Origin of the sequence: Lactobacillus sp. ESL0677 (assembly GCF_029392875.1) — a bacterium.
GTDB lineage: Bacteria > Bacillota > Bacilli > Lactobacillales > Lactobacillaceae > Lactobacillus.
Genome location: NZ_CP113946.1, coordinates 1,767,587 through 1,784,925, shown reverse-complemented (window position 1 = coordinate 1,784,925; position 17,339 = coordinate 1,767,587). Strand labels below are relative to the sequence as shown.

15 protein-coding genes are annotated in these 17,339 nt (G+C 41.2%); 13 read left to right on the top strand and 2 right to left on the bottom strand.

Features of this window, described 5'->3' with window-relative positions; all coding sequences use genetic code 11:
• Nucleotides 1–258: 258 nt before the first annotated feature.
• A complete protein-coding gene (locus OZX76_RS08720) occupies nt 259–1,614 on the bottom strand; it encodes a threonine/serine exporter family protein (protein ID WP_277179520.1) in 1,356 nt (451 codons plus the stop codon).
• 136 nt (nt 1,615–1,750) lie between these two features.
• Between OZX76_RS08720 and OZX76_RS08715 the strand changes: the two genes are divergently transcribed.
• The 4 genes from OZX76_RS08715 to OZX76_RS08700 all read left to right on the top strand — a co-directional run bounded on the left by OZX76_RS08715 (nt 1,751) and on the right by OZX76_RS08700 (nt 6,706).
• Nucleotides 1,751–2,941: an amidohydrolase gene (locus tag OZX76_RS08715; RefSeq protein ID WP_277179518.1), complete on the top strand. Its 1,191-nt coding sequence runs from the start codon at nt 1,751–1,753 to the stop codon at nt 2,939–2,941.
• 141 nt (nt 2,942–3,082) lie between these two features.
• Nucleotides 3,083–3,841: a DeoR/GlpR family DNA-binding transcription regulator gene (locus OZX76_RS08710; RefSeq protein ID WP_277179516.1), complete on the top strand. Its 759-nt coding sequence runs from the start codon at nt 3,083–3,085 to the stop codon at nt 3,839–3,841.
• Nucleotides 3,838–4,752: a 1-phosphofructokinase gene (gene pfkB / locus OZX76_RS08705; protein WP_277179514.1), complete on the top strand. Its 915-nt coding sequence runs from the start codon at nt 3,838–3,840 to the stop codon at nt 4,750–4,752. Before OZX76_RS08710 ends, pfkB begins: the two co-directional genes overlap by 4 nt.
• 16 nt (nt 4,753–4,768) lie before the next feature.
• Nucleotides 4,769–6,706, top strand: a complete 1,938-nt coding sequence (locus tag OZX76_RS08700; protein WP_277179512.1) for a fructose-specific PTS transporter subunit EIIC — start codon at nt 4,769–4,771, stop codon at nt 6,704–6,706.
• A gap of 44 nt (nt 6,707–6,750) precedes the next feature.
• On the opposite strand, the gene OZX76_RS08695 is transcribed toward OZX76_RS08700, so the two are convergent.
• Complete coding sequence (locus OZX76_RS08695) at nt 6,751–7,179, bottom strand: Fur family transcriptional regulator (RefSeq protein WP_277179510.1); 429 nt, start codon at nt 7,177–7,179, stop codon at nt 6,751–6,753.
• Nucleotides 7,180–7,545: 366 nt separating this feature from the next.
• On the opposite strand from OZX76_RS08695, the gene OZX76_RS08690 reads away from it, so the two are divergent.
• The 9 genes from OZX76_RS08690 to OZX76_RS08650 all read left to right on the top strand — a co-directional run bounded on the left by OZX76_RS08690 (nt 7,546) and on the right by OZX76_RS08650 (nt 17,282).
• Nucleotides 7,546–8,427 carry a zinc ABC transporter substrate-binding protein gene (locus OZX76_RS08690; RefSeq protein ID WP_277179508.1) on the top strand — a complete coding sequence of 294 codons (882 nt, stop codon included), beginning with the start codon at nt 7,546–7,548 and terminating at the stop codon, nt 8,425–8,427.
• 19 nt (nt 8,428–8,446) lie between these two features.
• Nucleotides 8,447–9,583, top strand: a complete 1,137-nt coding sequence (locus OZX76_RS08685; RefSeq protein WP_277179506.1) for an SLAP domain-containing protein — start codon at nt 8,447–8,449, stop codon at nt 9,581–9,583.
• A gap of 57 nt (nt 9,584–9,640) precedes the next feature.
• On the top strand, nt 9,641–10,261 hold the full coding sequence (locus tag OZX76_RS08680; protein ID WP_277181541.1) for an ATP-binding cassette domain-containing protein: 621 nt from the start codon (nt 9,641–9,643) through the stop codon (nt 10,259–10,261).
• Nucleotides 10,261–11,058, top strand: a complete 798-nt coding sequence (locus OZX76_RS08675) for a metal ABC transporter permease (RefSeq protein WP_277179504.1) — start codon at nt 10,261–10,263, stop codon at nt 11,056–11,058. The genes OZX76_RS08680 and OZX76_RS08675 overlap by 1 nt, the downstream gene beginning before the upstream one ends.
• Before the next feature lie 175 nt (nt 11,059–11,233).
• Nucleotides 11,234–12,463, top strand: a complete 1,230-nt coding sequence (locus OZX76_RS08670; RefSeq protein ID WP_277179502.1) for a lactate oxidase — start codon at nt 11,234–11,236, stop codon at nt 12,461–12,463.
• 461 nt (nt 12,464–12,924) lie between these two features.
• Entirely contained in the window at nt 12,925–14,424 is a 1,500-nt protein-coding gene (locus tag OZX76_RS08665; RefSeq protein ID WP_277179500.1) for an ABC transporter substrate-binding protein/permease, read from the top strand.
• The gene (locus OZX76_RS08660) at nt 14,417–15,166 is read left to right on the top strand and encodes an amino acid ABC transporter ATP-binding protein (RefSeq protein ID WP_277179498.1); all 750 of its coding nucleotides are present in this window, start codon (nt 14,417–14,419) and stop codon (nt 15,164–15,166) included. Before OZX76_RS08665 ends, OZX76_RS08660 begins: the two co-directional genes overlap by 8 nt.
• Nucleotides 15,167–15,177: 11 nt before the next feature.
• On the top strand, nt 15,178–16,326 hold the full coding sequence (locus OZX76_RS08655) for an ArgE/DapE family deacylase (RefSeq protein ID WP_277179497.1): 1,149 nt from the start codon (nt 15,178–15,180) through the stop codon (nt 16,324–16,326).
• 119 nt (nt 16,327–16,445) lie between these two features.
• Nucleotides 16,446–17,282, top strand: a complete 837-nt coding sequence (locus OZX76_RS08650) for a hypothetical protein (protein ID WP_277179495.1) — start codon at nt 16,446–16,448, stop codon at nt 17,280–17,282.
• Nucleotides 17,283–17,339 lie beyond the last annotated feature (57 nt).

The window sequence follows — 17,339 nt, the reverse complement described above, 5'->3', positions numbered from 1 at the left end:
AGTTGAACACAAAAAACAAATACGATATAATTACTTTATGGAATGTATCAAGGTAACACCTACAAGCACTAACCAGCTTGTAAATATTTTCTTGTTAAAGTCTTTGACTCTGCTGTCAAGGACTTTTTTATGTAAAAAATATGTCTTGAATAAGCAAAGATAGATAAAGGCTCTTTCATAAATAACATGAAAGAGCCTTTTACATACTAGTATTTTTGTTGATTAATAAATTTAAATTTAGTTTGTTTTTATCTAAAATTAATCAGCATGGCGCCACTTGGTGTCGGTTAAGATGCGGGCCGTCAATAGGCCAATTGGCAGAGCGATCACAATCATTAAGGCATTCATAATCCAATAGGCACCGACATTAATATTTGTGACACCAAAGTTGAACACGGCTCGGTACATATAAAGTCCGGGCACCATAATCACGATTGCCGGTACAGTAATTGCAATTCTTGGAAAACCAACTTTTTCACGGACAAAGCTGGCAAGCAGCCCTGCTAATAGGGCGCCGATAAAGGCGGCAAGTGCTGCCGGTAAGTGATTATAGTCAACTAGACTGAGGCGTAAGGTGTTGGCAAGGGCACCAATTAAGGCTGCTACAAATGCCATTTGCGGCTTAGCGTTAAACATCACGGAGAAACCGAAGACGCCGCCAAAGCTTGCTAAAATTCGACAAAAAGTTAGAATGCCTGGCGCGAGATTGAGCTTAGGCATGGCACCTGGCGTCAGGTTAAGAGCGATAGCAATTCCCCACCCAACCATCGTTGCCGTCATGATTACCAAGCAAGCGTAGGCTAGTCGCTCTAATCCCGAACGCATATCGAGCTTCGACATGTCAAGACCAGAAGTAATGAAAGGAAAACCGGGAATAACATAGAGCATCGCGCCAATATAACCGTATGCGTGATCATGGTTCCAGCCCAATAATTTTTGGCCCAGCATAAAGCATAAAAAGTAAACTGCACAAGAAATGGCAACTCCCACGGCAATTTTTGCCACAAGGGTAATTTTGCGTTTGCCCATTTCACCACGCACATAATTTCCAATTAATGCGCCAAAAAAGGTACAGATCATCTCTGGCAGGCCGCCACCTAGCAGAAAAATGAAACTGCAGCACGCAATTCCTGCACTTAAAGCCGAAATAGTGACGGGATAATTAACTGTGTGCCGTTCAATTTCGTTTAAACTATGGTGGATTGCCCCAATGGATAAGTGGTCATGATTTTTCTCAAATTTACGAACAAACTGTTCCATTTTGTTTAGTTTATTCATATTAACTTCGGTTGTTGCCAAAGTCAGGGTCTGCGAATATGACTTGTTGTTAATATCAAAGCAGGTATATTCAATCGAAATCAGCCCAATATCAACCGAGCAAGTAATATCAAGTGCTCGCGCTACGGTGTTCATTGAGTCGCGCACGCGCCAAGCTCCCGTTCCGCACTCCAGCAGCATAATGCCGATTCTGCCGACTAATGACCCTTTTTCAACCAAGGTTGTGTCCTTAATTAAGGTGTCGTCAGGACTTTTAAAAAATTCTTTCCATTGAATTTTCATGTGGTGACTAGCAGAAATGTGGTGTCGTCGTATCTGTGGTTCGTTTTCTTCCATTAATTAAACTCCCTTACTTCTTTATCAAAGACAACCTTTTAATTTTAGCACAAGATCCAGTCCATTTTTAGTACTAGCAAAATTGTGTTGTATAATTGAATTAATTGTAATGTGCTAGAGCTATAAGGAGAATAAAATGACAGTTGAAGAAGAATTAATGAAGCGCTTGGATGATGATCAAGATGAAATGATTAAGATTCGGCGTCACTTACATGCTCATCCCGAATTATCAAATCAGGAAAAGCAAACGCATGATTATATTAAGCATTTCTATGATGGGTTAGACTGCACGGTTAAAGATTGTGGCTCAGGTTATGGCATTACCGTGGATATTGATAGCGGCAAGCCCGGGCCTAAGCTGGGTCTTAGAGCTGACTTTGATGGCTTGGCCGTTCAAGAGGACAACGATTTACCATTTAAATCGCAAAATGCCGGAGTAATGCATGCTTGTGGTCATGATGCCCATACTGCTTACTTAATGGTGTTAGCTAAAAATCTGATTGCGGTGAAAGACAAATTGCGCGGTTCAGTTAGAATTATCCACCAGCCAGCCGAGGAAAAGGCACCAAGTGGTGCCCAAGCGATGATTGCTGGCGGCGTCTTAGATAATGTTGATAATGTCATTGGCATTCACGTGATGTCAACCATGCCCGTTGGTTCAGTTGCCTATCATCTAGGTGAAAGTCAGACGGGACGCTCAAACTTTACGATTAAGTTCATTGGTAAGGGCGGTCATGGCTCAATGCCGCAATTGTCAAATGATGCCATTGTTGCTGGTTCTTATTTTGTAACTGCTTTGCAAACGATTGTCTCGCGGCGCATTGAGCCGGCTGATCATGCAAGTATTACCGTTGGCTCGTTTGACGGCGTTGGCACCAGTAACGCCATTAAGGAGTCAGTCACACTTAAGGGTGATATTCGTATTATGAAGGAAAGCACGCGTCAGGTTATTCATGAGCGCCTCAAGCAATTAATTGAAGGAACTGAGGCAATGTTTGGTGTCAAGGCTGAATATGAAATCACGAAGGATGTACCTGTTTTGTACAATGACCCAGATTTTACCAAGCGGGTAGTCGCTGGTTTACAAAAAGAAGTGCCGAATATTCCGGAAATTAACGAAGTAACGGATTTTGGCGCTCAAGATCCGTCAGAAGACTTTTCTTATTACGCTTTGCAAAAGCCATGTACCTTTTTATATGTTGGCTGTGATATTGCCGATGGTCAGACTCATCCGCACCATAGTCCTAACTTTATGTTAGACGAACGCTCTCTATTAATTGCGGCTAAAGCTGCAGGTACGGCAACCGTGCAATATTTATTGGCTTAACCCAAAAAGCACTAGCTTCTTTAGTTAGTGCTTTTTTGATAGCTATTCATGCGTGCTTATGAATAAAAATGAATATTTTTGACAAAAAATGATTGCTTTTGACGATGGAACCGAATACAATAGTTGCAAGAGGTGGATAGAATGTTAACGCAAGAAAGGCAAAAAATCATTGAGAATTATGTTAATCAACACGAATTGTGCCAGGTCAAGGACCTATCGACGATTACTAACACGTCAGAATCGACAATTCGCCGCGATTTAATTCAATTGGAGCAGCAGGGGCTGCTGAAGCGAATTCATGGTGGTGCGCAATCCGTGAAGAATTTTGCCCATGACGTATCGCAACATATTCGCTTTAGTATGAACCATGAAGCCAAGATTAAGATTGCTCGTTATGCAGTTGAACATTTTGTTCATGAAAATGACTATATTTTTATTGATGCGGGAACAACTGCTTACGAAATGGTGCCTTTTTTAGCAGATATTCCTCACGTGACGGTTGTGACTAACGGCCTTGAAACGGCGCTGGGAGCATTAAATCACGAGATTGATACGATCCTGTTAGGTGGTCGCATCAAGGAGGATACTCACGCTGTTGTTGGCCAGTCTGCGATTACTCAGCTGCAAGGGATGAAATTTGCGGCTAGCTTTGTCGGGACTAACGGCTTGGATCAGGAAGGTAATTTAACCACGCCTGACCCAGAAGAAGCCGCGATGAAGAAATTAGAGATTATGCAGGCACGGCATGCCTATGTGCTAACTGATGCTTCTAAAATCGGCGAACGCAACTTTGCGATTTTTGCTGATAGTCAAGATGTTAATGTAATTACGGCTGACCTGACAAAGGAGCAGCGGCAATTATTACCAACTAAAATTAATTTAAAGGAGGCAAAGCAATGATTTATACAGTTACAGTTAATCCAGCTTTGGATTATGTCATGCAACTGAGTGAAGTCACTCCCGGTGCTGTCAATCGAACACCCAATGCGGTCTTTTTGGCTGGTGGGAAAGGAATTAACGTTTCCCAAATTCTTAACCAGTTAGGAATTGAAAACACGGCTTGGGGCTTTGCTGGTGGTTTTACCGGTAAAGAACTGGTGCGCCAACTAAACCAGCGCCGAATTGTCAATGATTTTGTGACAATTAAGGAAACTACACGGGTGAATGTCAAGGTGCATGCCGGACAGGAAACAGAAATTAATGCGGCGGGGCCAGCGGTTGCCCCAGCAGAAGTTACCGCCTTTGAAGACAGGCTTAGTGACTTACAATCAGGCGATCTTGTAGTTTTAAGTGGTTCGTTAGCGGCGAATTTACCGGCAGATTTTTATCAAAAATTGTTGCCGCTAATTAAAGAAGCTGATGCCGAATTTGTGGTCGATACCACAGGGCGTGCTTTGCTAGATACATTAAGCTACAAGCCGCTAGTGATTAAACCCAATCATCACGAATTAGCGGACTTGTTCAACACGACCTTTAATAGTGAGCAAGAGATGCTTACTTGTGCACAGCAGTTGTTAGATAAGGGCGCACAAAATGTCATGGTGTCGATGGCGGCTAAGGGTGGCTACTTGGTAACACCAGAGCATGTGTATCATGCCCCAGCCGCAGTTGGCACCGCTGTTAATTCAGTTGGTGCTGGTGACTCGATGATTGCCGGCTTTGTCGGTACTTATGTTAAGAGTGGCAATCCAAAAGAAAGTTTCCGGATGGGGATGGCTTGTGGCGCCGCGACTGCCTTTACTAAGGATATTGCGGTTAAAAGTCAGATTGATGCGGTTTTGCCGCAAATCGAAGTAGAGCAGATTTCATAAAAAAGGAGAGTTAGCTATGAAAATCAAAGATATTTTAGCTCCTGAATCCATGATTATGTCGCTGAAGGCGACGAATAAGGAAGACGCGATTAAGGAGATGGCCGATCTCGAAGTGCAAACAGGAATTGTCAATAATGAAGATGAATTCATTAAGTCAATTTGGGCACGCGAAGATGAATCAACAACAGGAATTGGTGATGGCATTGCAATGCCACACGCTCGTAATAAGTCAATTAACAAAGCGCGGGTTTTGTTTGCTAAAAGTGAAAAAGGGATTGACTTCAATTCACTTGATGGTAAGCCAGTTTACCTATTCTTCATGATTACTGCACCGGCTGGCGCTGATAATACACACCTTGAAGCTTTGGCAAAATTGTCTGGACTATTGATTAATCCGGATTTGGTCAGTGCACTTAAGTTAGCCCAATCGCCTAAGGAAGTAATTGCCTTATTTGAACAAGCTGAGGCTAAGAGTGATGCCGAAAAGCGGTCTGAAACTCAGGCAGCAAATACTGGCGAGAAGCCGCTGATTGTTGGGGTAACAGCCTGCATTAACGGGATTGCGCACACTTACATGGCACAAGAAGCGTTGATTAAAGCCGGTAAAAAGCGCGGCGTTGATGTCAGAATTGAGACTAACGGTTCAGAAGGGGTTAAGGACCGACTGACTCCTGAAGAAATTAGCCGTGCTCAAGGTGTCGTGATTGCTTCCGATAAAAAGGTTGATATGCCACGCTTTGATGGCAAGCCATTGGTTAGTCGGCCGGTAGTTGACGGAATTAATAAACCTGATGAGTTAGTTGCAACCGTTCTGGATGGCAAGGCCAGTGTTTATCATTCAGACAGTAAAATTGCTGACGCCGGTGACAGTTCAAAGCAAGGCGTCTGGGGTTCAATTTATAAAAACCTGATGAATGGTGTTTCGCACATGTTGCCGTTTGTTATCGGCGGCGGGATTTTGATGGCGATTTCCTTTATTGTGGAAAACTATGCCGGCGGGCCGAAATCACCAGCCTTCATTTTCCTTAATAATGCCGGGAATATGGCCTTTGCCTTTATGGTGCCGATATTGTCAGGTTATATTGCCGAATCCATCGGCGATTTGCCGGCATTGATGCCCGGTTTTGTTGGTGGGTTTATGGCGACCGTTTATAGTGGTTCTTACGGTGGCGCCTATGTTGCTAACGTGGTCACTAATGCCAAGTCACCGGCCGGATTCTTGGGTGGCTTAGCTTCAGGATTTATTGCCGGTTATTTGGTAGTTGGTCTGAAGAAATTATGTGCTAAGATGCCAAAATCGCTTGAGGGAATGAAGCCAATGCTGATCTACCCGATTTTAAGTCTGCTATTCATTGCTTTAATTATGTATTACATTGTTAACCCAATTTTCAGTACCATTAACTTTGCGATTACTAACTTCTTAAACCAAATGGGAACGGGCAACCTAGTTGTCTTAACTACAATTTTGGCAGCGATGATGTCCATTGATATGGGTGGACCTTTCAACAAGGCGGCTTATGTCTTTGCTTCTGGCGCCTTTGCTAATGACCCTCATTCAACTGTTGCCGCTGTAATGATGGCTGCTGTAATGGTCGGCGGGATGGTACCACCGTTTGCAACTGCCATAGGGACTGCATTCTTTAAGAATAAGTACACGGAAGATGAGCGTCGGGCTGGTGTGACCAACTGGATTTTAGGCTTTTCCTTCATTACCGAAGGTGCAATTCCGTTTGCCGCAGCTGATGCTGGTCACGTTATTCCGTCATGTATCATTGGTTCAGCCGTTGGTGGCGCCTTAGTTGGCTTTTGGCGGATTGGTGTCCCTGCACCTCACGGTGGCTTATGGGTATCGCCGTTAGCTAACCACATTGTTTTGTACTTTGTTGCAACAATTATTGGTTCGATTGTAGCCGGAGTGATCCTAGGCTTATGGAAAAAACCGGTGGATAAGTAAAATTTAACAGTAAAAAATAGAGCAGTATTCTTACTGCTCTATTTTTATGATTGCTTATGACAATGGTCGCACAAGCCATGAATTTCCACCTGGTAATCATTAATCTGAAAGCCGACAAGCTGGACGTTAACCTTGTTAAAGTCGGGTAACGGCAACTCAATTGTGCGGCCGCATTCTTGGCAGATGAAGTGACTGTGATTAGAAGCGATAAAATCGCACTGGAACTTCACCCGTAACCCATTAGGGAACATTTTGGTTTCGACAATGCCAATTTCCTGCATTTCCTTAACGTTGCGGTAAATGGTGTCATGACTCATTTTAGAAAAATGCTGTCGCAAGTGCTTATCAAGTTGGGTTAAGGAAAGATAGTAGTCAGAGTACTGATAGAGATAACTAAGCAGCTCTTGGCGCTGCTTAGTTATCTTATAATGGTTAGTTTTTAAAATATTTAACGCAATTGTTAATTTATCCATCTGTCATACTCCTGTTTTATGCGTAAAATTTAGCATTACTAGTTTACCATCTTTATTTATAAAAAACTAATTTACTTGATAATAAATAGACTTTGTTACGATTTAAAAATTAATAATTTGAAGGTAATAACCTGGCTTAATAGCAATTAAAATTTATGGTTGTTGACAAAAAATTTAAATAGCGGTTAACTTAAATAGGATTAATTACGATTAAGAGCAATAGGAATTGTTTCTGATTTTTGATTAAATGTCAAGGTAATAGTACTCTGGATTTTAGTGTATAATGTTTATTAATTATGATTAATACTTATATAGATTGAATAAAAATTACTAATAACAAGATTAAGCATCAGAAAAGAGATGGATATGAAAAAATTACAAAAATGGGGTACCGTGATAGGTTTATTAGCCGTCCTAATATTGACGCTTAGTGCTTGTGTGCAAAAGCCACTCAAGAGTTCAAAGATAACAATTGTCACGACAACAAATATTTATGCAGATATTGCTCAAAATGTTGTGGGTAAATATGGCAAAGCTGACGCACTCATCAAAAAGGCGGCAATGGACCCGCATGACTTTGAGCCAACGACTAACGATGCCAAGGAATTATCAACTGCCGATATTGTTGTAGCTAACGGTTTGGGGTACGATAGTTGGATGGACAAGCTGGCTTCCGCAGTTGAAAAGAAGCCGGTTTGGGTCGGTGAAGACTTGATGGGCTTGAAAAAGGGTGCTAACCCGCATATTTGGTATAACCTAACGATGCCGGTCAAATACGTTAATTATCTAGTTACGAGGTTAAGTAAGGAGGACCCCAAGCATGCGGCGTATTATCGCAATCGAGGTCAGCATTATTTAACTAAAGTAGCTAAAATTAAGAGAATAGCTGCTAAAATTAACGGCCAAAGTAGCAAACCGGTGTATGTTAGTGAACCCGTTTTTGATTATGCCTTGACAGCAGCTCATCTAAAGGTTGCCAATCAAGACTTTGAACAAGCAATCCAGAACAATACTGATCCGAGTCCAGCGACAGTTCAAAAAATGACAACGGGGATAAAAGAGCATAAGATTGCATTCTTTGTTGATAATGAACAAACTTCAAGTTCAACCGTTAATAATTTTGTTAAGCTAGCTCAGGAACAACAGATTCCAATTTTGAAAATCCGTGAAACGTTGCCTGATAGTATGACGTACTTAACTTGGATGACGACAAATTATCAAAAGTTAGCCCGAATAGCTCACAAATAATTAGAGGAGAAATTAAAAAATGAAAAAATTAATTACAGCATTGACATTAGCAACAATGATTGCCGTGCCAATTCAAGCAGCACCATTGGCAGTACAAGTTCATGCTAGTTCAATTAATGACTTAGCCAAGCAAGACAGTTATGGCGGCGTTACTTATGCAGATAATATGCTAGCTCAAGAAGGAATTAAGTATAATTCTTTTGCTGAAAACGCAATTCCATACCGTAATGGCAAGCCAGAAGGAATCGTTATTCATGAGACGGCAACGCCAAACGCAACGGCTCATGATGAAGCGATTTATTTCAATCGTGAATGGAAGAATATTTACGCTTATGTGCATGCCTTTGTTGATAAGACCGGTGTCATCCAGATGATGTCACCTGATAGTGGGACTTGGGGTGCTGGACCACAAGCCAACGATCGGTTTATTCAAGTAGAATTATGTGAGGAAAATAACGCCGCTGACTTTGCTAAGGGCGTTAATAATGATGCAATTTATGCAGCAGCGCTATTACACCATTATGGCTTGCAGCCAGATAATGCTGTGCATGATGGGCAAGGAACGATCTGGTCGCACCATGCAGTCAGCCAATATTTAGGCGGCACGGATCATACTGATCCCGACGGCTATTTCGCTAAATGGGGTTATACGATGGATGATTTTTATAACCTTGTGAAGTATTACTATGATAACCAAAATGGGACTACAGCTGATAACAACTCAACTACTAATACACCAGCTAACAAGCCAAGCGATACACCGGAAGCTGATAAGCCGGCTGCAACCTTACCGAAGCCTACTGGTACTAAAACCTTAATGCATGATGCCTTGGTTTATGATGAAAATGGCGACACTACTTCAGCAGCAACTAAAACGGCCGGTACTAAATTAACTTTGTATGGCTATAAGACGATTGCTGGTAAAAAGTATTTGCAAATCGGCTTAAATCAATTTGTCGTTGCTAGCAACGTTGACGGTAAATTGCGTAAAGTTAAGCATAATGCTTATTTATACAATGCTAACGGCTACCGAATTGGCAAGGGCAAGCTTTATCGGCGTACTTATATTAGAACTTACGGCGGTAGAGTGAAGATTGCAGGTCATAAGTATTACCAAATTGATGTTAACGAATTTGTCAAAGTTGGCAACTTTTAAGGTAAACCAGAAAGAAGTGCAAGTGTGACCGATATTTTAGAAGTAAATAATCTTAGTATGAAATTTGATAAGCAGGCGGTTTTTACTGACCTGAATTTCAAATTGAAAGAAGGATCGATGACAGCACTTTTGGGGCCGAATGGTGCTGGTAAAACGACGCTGATTAACGTCCTGATGAAGATGCTAACGCCAACAAGCGGGGCATTTGCGTTTACTCAAGGGGTTCGCTTGGGTTACGTGCCGCAATTTCGAAATATTGACGTAGAGTATCCATTGTCAATTGAGGCCTTCATTGCCTTGAATGCGCCGGTGATTAAAACAAAAAAAGTCAAGCAGGCGATTAAGACTCAGCTTGAAGAAACTAACTTGTACGCTATTAAAAATACGCGGATGGGTGAAGCTTCTGGCGGTCAAAAGCAGCGCGCTTATTTGGCTCAGACTTTACTTGATAATCCTAATGTGATTATTCTGGATGAAGCAACAGCCAGTCTTGACCCTGCGGCTAAAGATGAACTAATGGGTCTAATTAGGCATTTGAATGAGAAGCACCGAATTACAGTTTTGTTTGTGACCCATGATGTGCCACTAGCTCGTAAATATATGAAGGATTATCTGTATTTAAATCACGGTTCGATTGAGCAGGGGAAGATGTCTCAGTTTGAGGAGGCGTACGAATAATGTTTGCATTACCATTTATGCGCAACGCCTTTTTGGCTAGCACGTTTATTGCAATTACTTGCGGAACAGTTGGGGTTTATGTCGTGGCGCGCAATTTTAGCTTTTTGGCACACACCTTGTCTGAAATTGGCTTTGCTGGTGCGGCTTTTGCCGTATGGCTGGGGATCGGTCCCTTGTGGGGGATGCTCCTGTTTACCCTGCTAGGTTCAATTAGTGTTGGCGAATTATCACTGCATAGTGAGCAGAAAGAATCATCAATTAGTGCCATCTCTGCATTATTTATTGGTCTTGGCGTCTTGTTTTTGGCTATTTCTGGTGCTAATAGCAATTATGCAACGAATATTTTATTCGGCAGTATTATCGGTGTTGACAGGCAGGGAGTTATTCAGTTAGTAGGATTATCAATTATTGTGTTGTTAATGATTTTTTTAATTCAAAGACAACTTAATTTTGATTCGTTTGACCACATTGGTGCCTTAGCGCATGGCGTTAAAACCGGTCTGGTTAGTGTGATTTTCTTAATCGCGTTAGCCATGTCTGTTTCAGTTGGTGCGCAGATTGTTGGCTCATTGCTCGTGTTTATCCTATTGACTTTGCCACCAGCAACGGCTAATTATCTTGGTAGAACTGTCGGTTCAATGATTGCGTGGTCGGTCTTTTTTGCTCTAATTGGTGTCTGGCTAGGACTATATTTGGGCTTTGCCACTAATTTACCTGTAACTTTTTTTATTGCAGTGATCGAAGTTTTTATTTATCTTGTTACTTACTTCACTCATCTAGTCAGGCATAATTTATAGGAAAATAACCAATTTGGGAAGTAATGTTAAGTTGCTTCCTTTTTGCTTGTGAAAAAATAAGCACTTTTGTTGGCGTTAATTTAACATTCTTTAAAAATTTCACTAACTATTGTAAGCATTTCCATGTATAATAGGGGGTGTAGATAATTTATGTAGGAGAAAAGGAGTTATTAAAATGACAGCTTATTATAATGGTTTTCCACAAAGTGACCGTGATGAAGCAATTAATATGATTAATCTTGATGAACTTGAGGAACGTGCTAAGAGTGTTATGCCAGAAGGTGCATACTACTACATTGCTTCTGGTTCAGAAAATGAATGGACATGGCGTAACAACACCACAGCCTTCAACCATTTCCAAATTGTTCCACGGGCATTGACAAATATGTCAGATCCGCAAACTGATATGGAATTTATGGGGATGAAATTGAAGACGCCAATTATGATTTCACCAATTGCATGTCACGGTATTGCTCATAAAGATGCCGAAGTTGCTACGCAAAAGGGTGCTGCAGCTGCTGGTGCTTTGTTTGCATCAAGTACTTACGGCAACAAGAGTGTTGAAGATATTGCTGCAGCTGCTCCAGATTCACCACGTTTCTTCCAACTTTACTTAAGTAAGGATTGGGAATTCAACAAGATGGTTTTGACTGCTGTTAAGAAGGCAGGCTACAAGGGTATCTTCTTGACTGTTGATGCTTTGGTATCTGGTTATCGTGAAGCTAACCTTAGAACTAAGTTTGCTTACCCAGTGCCACTAGACTTCTTTACTCGTTACCAAGGTGGTAAGGGTGAAGGTCAAACTGTTGCTCAAATGTATGCTTCATCTGCACAAAAGATTGGTCCAGATGATGTTCGTCGGATTAAGGAAATTTCAGGCTTACCGGTTATTGTTAAGGGTGTAGTATGTGCTGAAGATGCATACCTTGCAATGGGTGCCGGTGCTGACGGTATTTATGTTACTAACCATGGTGGTCGTGAAGTTGATTCAGGTCCAGCTACTATTGACATGTTGCCAGAAGTTGCTAAGGCAGTTAATCACCGTGTTCCAATCTTCTTTGACTCAGGTGTTCGTCGTGGTTCTCATGTCTTTAAGGCTTTGGCATTGGGTGCTGATATTGTTGGTATTGGCCGTCCTTACCTTTACGCTTTGGCTCTTGGTGGTGCTAAGGGTGTTGAATCGGTTATCAAGCAATTAAATGATGAATTGATTATTGACATGCAATTAACTGGTTGCAAGACAATTGAAGACGTTAAGCATGCAAGATTAACTCACTTTAACTACACTGCTGATAACTTGAAGTCAAACACTGATCCTTCAAGAATTAAGCCTTACCCTGTAACTAAGGATAATCAAATTAAGGAAGACGACTCAGATGCCACTTCTGGTGCTTCACAAGCTTAAAGATAATATCTTTTAAAAAAGCAGAAACTGATGTGGAAGTTATTTCTTCACCAGTTTTTGTTTGCAATCATTGTAAAATAGGCTTAATCTAACTTTTTAATCATTGTTTTTTAATTTTTAAGCAAAAAATAATGGACAATCTAGATTTTTCTGCTATAATTTCTATTTAAATAGCTTAGGAGTAGTAATTCATTTCTTTATTAAGCGAGTTTGCATAGAGTGGGAGGCAAATTAGAGGGTGAATGAAGGCGTGCTTAGGCGATAATGCAGTCAATTAATAAGCGGATACTTTGTATCAACAAGAGTGGTACCGCGGGTAAAAACTCGTCTCTTCTTACGAGAATGTAAGAAGGGGCGAGTTTTTTATTTAGGAGGTTAAAAATGAATTTAATAAGTAAACGACGATGTGATTTGGGCAATTCATTTTTTAATCGCATTAATATCAAGAAGTGAGGAATAATATGAAAAAGGCAATTAAATGGCTCAAGGCTGCCTTAGTGATGCTGGCAACACTGACAATGCTAGTCAATTGTGTTAGTGGCGTGCAGGCAGCACAAGCACCGCAAGCAACAGATAATTATTTAAAACAGGTTAAACAAAAGGGCGAATTAGTCATGGGGACGAGTCCCGACTTCCCGCCCTATGAATTTGTTAAGAATATTAACGGCAAGTCCAAGGTACTTGGCATGGACATTGAGGTCGGTAAAAAAATTGCTCACGACATGGGAGTAAAGCTGGTCGTGAAGACAATGGACTTTGACTCGTTACTTGTTGCTCTAGAAACTGGCAAAATCGATATGGTAATCGCTGGGATGTCGGCTTCACCTAAGAGGGCAAAGAGTGTTGCCTTTAGTCAAGTCTATTATGCTAGTGGTCAGGACTTGATTATCAGAAAGGCCGATGCCAAAAAGTATCACGATTATCATTCTTTTGCCGGCAAGACAATTGCAGCACAAACAGGTAGTTTGCAAAGTGATTTAATTAAAAAGCAAGCGCCAAAAGCAACACTAAAAACAATGGACAAGGATAGCGACTTAATCCTGGCATTGCAGACACACAAGTTTGATGCAGTTGCAGTTGACTCAGCTTCGGCTGATGCTTACGTTAAAAATACAACGGGCATTATCAATATTCCTTCAGGCTTTAAGGATAAGTCAGTTGGTTCAGCGATTGCTTTTCATAAAGGAGCACAGAGCCTAGTCAATGCGGCTAACAAGTCAATCGATGAAATTAAAGCAAAGAACTTGATTAAAAAGCAGTATTTGCCAAAAGCAGGTAAGTATCTGGCAACAGCTGGCAAATCCCAAAAGGCAGCTAAGGTTGATAATTCTATGTGGGCATACAAAGACTTCTTCGTTGCTGGCGTAGGCTATACATTATTCATTTCTGCAATTTCTGTCTTCTTCGGTTTCTTATTAGGTGCTATCCTTGCCTTGATGCGGTTAAGTCGTAATAAAATTGCACACTCAATTGCAACAGCTTATATTGAGTTTGTTCGGGGCACACCTTTGATGGTTCAACTGCTCTTTATCTACTTTGGCTTGGGGTTAGTGGTCAATATTCCCGCATTACTATCTGGTATTATTGCAGTTTCGCTTAATTCGGCGTCCTATGTTGCGGAGGTCATTCGTTCAGGGATTAACTCAATTGCACTGGGCCAGACTGAAGCATCGCGGTCCTTGGGACTGTCGCGGACAGAGACGATGCGTTACGTTATCATGCCACAGGCAATGAAAAATATTTGGCCAGCTTTGGGGAACGAATTTGTTTCCTTAATTAAGGAAAGTTCGATTGTGTCAGTTATCGGGGTTAAAGATCTGATTTACCAATCAAGAATTGTGCAGGCTGATACTTACCGGGGCGTGATGCCACTTGTAATTACGATGATTTTGTACTTTATCATTACATTTGGCTTGTCCAGCTTGATGAAAGTATTTGAGGGGAAGATGAAGCATGAATAACGAGGAACCATTAATTAAGGTTGAACATTTAAAAAAGACTTTTGGCAATAACGAAGTTTTAAAAGATATTAACGCCGAAGTTAAAGATGGTCAGGTTATCTGTTTAATTGGACCTTCAGGCGCTGGTAAGAGTACCTTTTTACGTTGCTTGAACTTGCTCGACCAGCCAACTTCTGGCAAAGTGATTTTTGAAAATAAAGAACTGACCTCTTTGAGTGAAGACGAGCTGAATACTTTGCGGGAAAAGATGGGCATGGTGTTCCAACAATTTAACCTGTTCCCACACATGAGTGTCTTGGAAAATCTGAAATTGGCACCGATGAAAGTTAAGCACGTTACAGAAGAAGCGGCTACGGCAAAAGGCAAGGAATTACTTGCACAAGTTGGCTTAGCTGATAAGGCTGATGCGTTCCCAGCTAGCCTTTCCGGCGGTCAACAGCAGCGGGTGGCGATTGCCCGGGCACTAGCAATGGATCCAGAAATGATGCTCTTTGATGAGCCAACTAGTGCACTTGATCCGGAAATGGTCGGTGAGGTATTGAAGGTTATGCAGGATTTAGCCCAAAAAGGGATGACAATGGTTGTTGTTACCCATGAAATGGGCTTTGCCAAGAATGTGGCCGATCAAGTTTGGTTTATGGCAGATGGCTATATTCAGGAAAAAGCAGCACCAACTGAATTTTTTGCAAAGCCAAAGACGGCGCGGGCACAAGAATTTTTAGCCAAGGTTTTGGAAGCATAGAGGCAAATATTATGGAAGATAAAAAAGCACTCAAAATATTGTCTGATTTAATTGGAATCGAATCGGCTAACGATCATGAAACAGCGGTGGCTGATTACTTAGCCAACTTATTTAAGGATTATCCGGTAAAAATCACGCGAGTACAGTATGCCGAAGATCGTGATAATTTGGTGATTGATATGGGTCAGCAGGGGCCACTGTTAGGCTTTTCTGGTCACGAAGATGTGGTTTCTGCGGGCAGCTTGGATAATTGGCATACACCACCATTTACCGCGACAATTAAAGACGGTAATTTATATGGGCGCGGCGCTAGCGACATGAAGTCAGGACTTGCTGCAATGGTCGTGGCGATGCTTGACTTATTAGAAAGTGGTCAGGAACTACCAGGCCGCATTCGTTTACTAGCATCAGTTGGTGAAGAAACTGGCGAATATGGTGCGGCGCAACTAACTAAGGAAGGCTATGCCGATGACCTTGATGGCTTAATTATTGGTGAGTCGTCTAATTGTGATGTTGTGGTGACGCACAAAGGCGTAATTGATTATTATGTAACTTCCAAGGGCGTGACCGTTCATTCTTCAACACCTGAAAAAGGTAAAAATGCAATCATGCCGCTGATTAAGTTTGCTGAGCAAGCCCAAGCCAAGATGGATAGCCATGATCAAGTAGACCCAGTATTAGGGCCTTTAACACATGTAATTAGTCAAATCCAAGGCGGCAGTCAAATTAATTCAGTTCCAGATAGCGCCTGGCTTTCGGGCAATATTAGAACAACGCCGCTTTACCCGAATGACCAAATTTATCAAGAGCTTGAAGAGATTGTGGCAGAGTTAAACCAACAGGGAGCAGAACTCACAATTCGTTATAGTTTCCCAGAGGTGCCACTACCTAACCAAAAGCACACTAAACTTGCTAAATTAGCGCAGTCTGTTATTAAGGAAAAGATGAATTACGGTGGTAATTTTGTTGCTGATACAGGAGCAACCGATGCTTCGGAATACATCCGAGCTAAAGGGAACTTTCCCATCATAATTATGGGCCCAGCACCGGGAGATGTTGCTCACGAACCTAACGAATACACACCGGTAAGTAATTATTTAGACGGCTGCAAGCTTTATCAAGATTTAGCTTGGAAGTTTTGGCAGGAATACGCAAAATAGAGAAAAGACCCAGTATGAAAAATACTGGATCTTTTTATTTTTCTTAATAATTTCACAAAAAAATTATAACCATAATAATGCTATGATTAGTCATAATCATGTGAAATTGGAGAATATTCATGAGAAGTTCTTGGTCTGTATTTAAAGTACTCTTTAAGCAAAAAAGTCGGTTGACACACCGAACGATCGGCGTGCAGTTATTTGCAACGGTAGTTTTTTCGTTAATTATGTTTTTTACAACGGCAGCTGCCAAGCGGGTAAACTTATATTCCAACTGCTTGCAAACAGCCTTTATTTTGTTCAGTTTGCTAGCAAATTTAATTTATCTAGGAATTACTTGTTGGCAGAATGAAAAGTTTAACCGAGAACAAACTTGGCGCTTGGTACCAATGCACGATAGCGAATTATATTTAGCTAACACAATTTCTTCTGGGTTTTCGTTTATTTACCTTGACCTTTTATTAGGGATTGAGTTGGCAATTATGTTAGGGATGCTTTCTCCATTTGATAAAGATACTTGGCGGCAGGTGCGTGACTTGGGTTATTGGCTATCGCATTTAACATTATTAAATGTAGAAAAATTATTCTTGGCCGCACTATTATTGTTGCTGGTTGGCCTAGCTGTTTATCTGACTGTCAGTCTTTTAAATTTCAGCAGTCATGCTGTGATTGACTTTTGGCCGGGTAAGTCGCATAAAATCATCACTTGGCTAGTACGGCTGTTGATGATTGTGCTAGTTAGCTGGTTGTTAGTAATTAGTTACAGCATTTGGTGGGATGTATATGCCAATATCAATCATTTTCTATTTGGAAGTTCTTATCAAGACATGGAAGTAACAGTCCCCAGAATTAGCTTAATGGGTGACTTTTGGGTCTTCTTATTTTATGACATCATCGCACTAGCGACCGATCTTTGGCTTTTTAACCATTATGTCGAAGCCAAAGCAAACAAATGATAAGCTTACTATTACTTAAAACACCTTTGAGATAAGATTTCAAAATTGAGTATCAGA

Excerpts from the sequence above, each read along its gene's own strand:
- OZX76_RS08675 (WP_277179504.1), top strand. The coding sequence starts at position 10,261 with ATGTTTGCATTACCATTTATGCGCAACGCCTTTTTGGCTAGCACGTTT.
- OZX76_RS08665 (WP_277179500.1), top strand. The coding sequence starts at position 12,925 with ATGAAAAAGGCAATTAAATGGCTCAAGGCTGCCTTAGTGATGCTGGCA.
- OZX76_RS08690 (WP_277179508.1), top strand. The coding sequence starts at position 7,546 with ATGAAAAAATTACAAAAATGGGGTACCGTGATAGGTTTATTAGCCGTC.
- OZX76_RS08660 (WP_277179498.1), top strand. The coding sequence starts at position 14,417 with ATGAATAACGAGGAACCATTAATTAAGGTTGAACATTTAAAAAAGACT.
- OZX76_RS08680 (WP_277181541.1), top strand. The coding sequence starts at position 9,641 with ATGAAATTTGATAAGCAGGCGGTTTTTACTGACCTGAATTTCAAATTG.
- OZX76_RS08685 (WP_277179506.1), top strand. The coding sequence starts at position 8,447 with ATGAAAAAATTAATTACAGCATTGACATTAGCAACAATGATTGCCGTG.
- OZX76_RS08720 (WP_277179520.1), bottom strand. The coding sequence starts at position 1,614 with ATGGAAGAAAACGAACCACAGATACGACGACACCACATTTCTGCTAGT.
- pfkB (WP_277179514.1), top strand. The coding sequence starts at position 3,838 with ATGATTTATACAGTTACAGTTAATCCAGCTTTGGATTATGTCATGCAA.
- OZX76_RS08655 (WP_277179497.1), top strand. The coding sequence starts at position 15,178 with ATGGAAGATAAAAAAGCACTCAAAATATTGTCTGATTTAATTGGAATC.
- OZX76_RS08715 (WP_277179518.1), top strand. The coding sequence starts at position 1,751 with ATGACAGTTGAAGAAGAATTAATGAAGCGCTTGGATGATGATCAAGAT.
- OZX76_RS08700 (WP_277179512.1), top strand. The coding sequence starts at position 4,769 with ATGAAAATCAAAGATATTTTAGCTCCTGAATCCATGATTATGTCGCTG.
- OZX76_RS08710 (WP_277179516.1), top strand. The coding sequence starts at position 3,083 with ATGTTAACGCAAGAAAGGCAAAAAATCATTGAGAATTATGTTAATCAA.
- OZX76_RS08670 (WP_277179502.1), top strand. The coding sequence starts at position 11,234 with ATGACAGCTTATTATAATGGTTTTCCACAAAGTGACCGTGATGAAGCA.
- OZX76_RS08695 (WP_277179510.1), bottom strand. The coding sequence starts at position 7,179 with ATGGATAAATTAACAATTGCGTTAAATATTTTAAAAACTAACCATTAT.
- OZX76_RS08650 (WP_277179495.1), top strand. The coding sequence starts at position 16,446 with ATGAGAAGTTCTTGGTCTGTATTTAAAGTACTCTTTAAGCAAAAAAGT.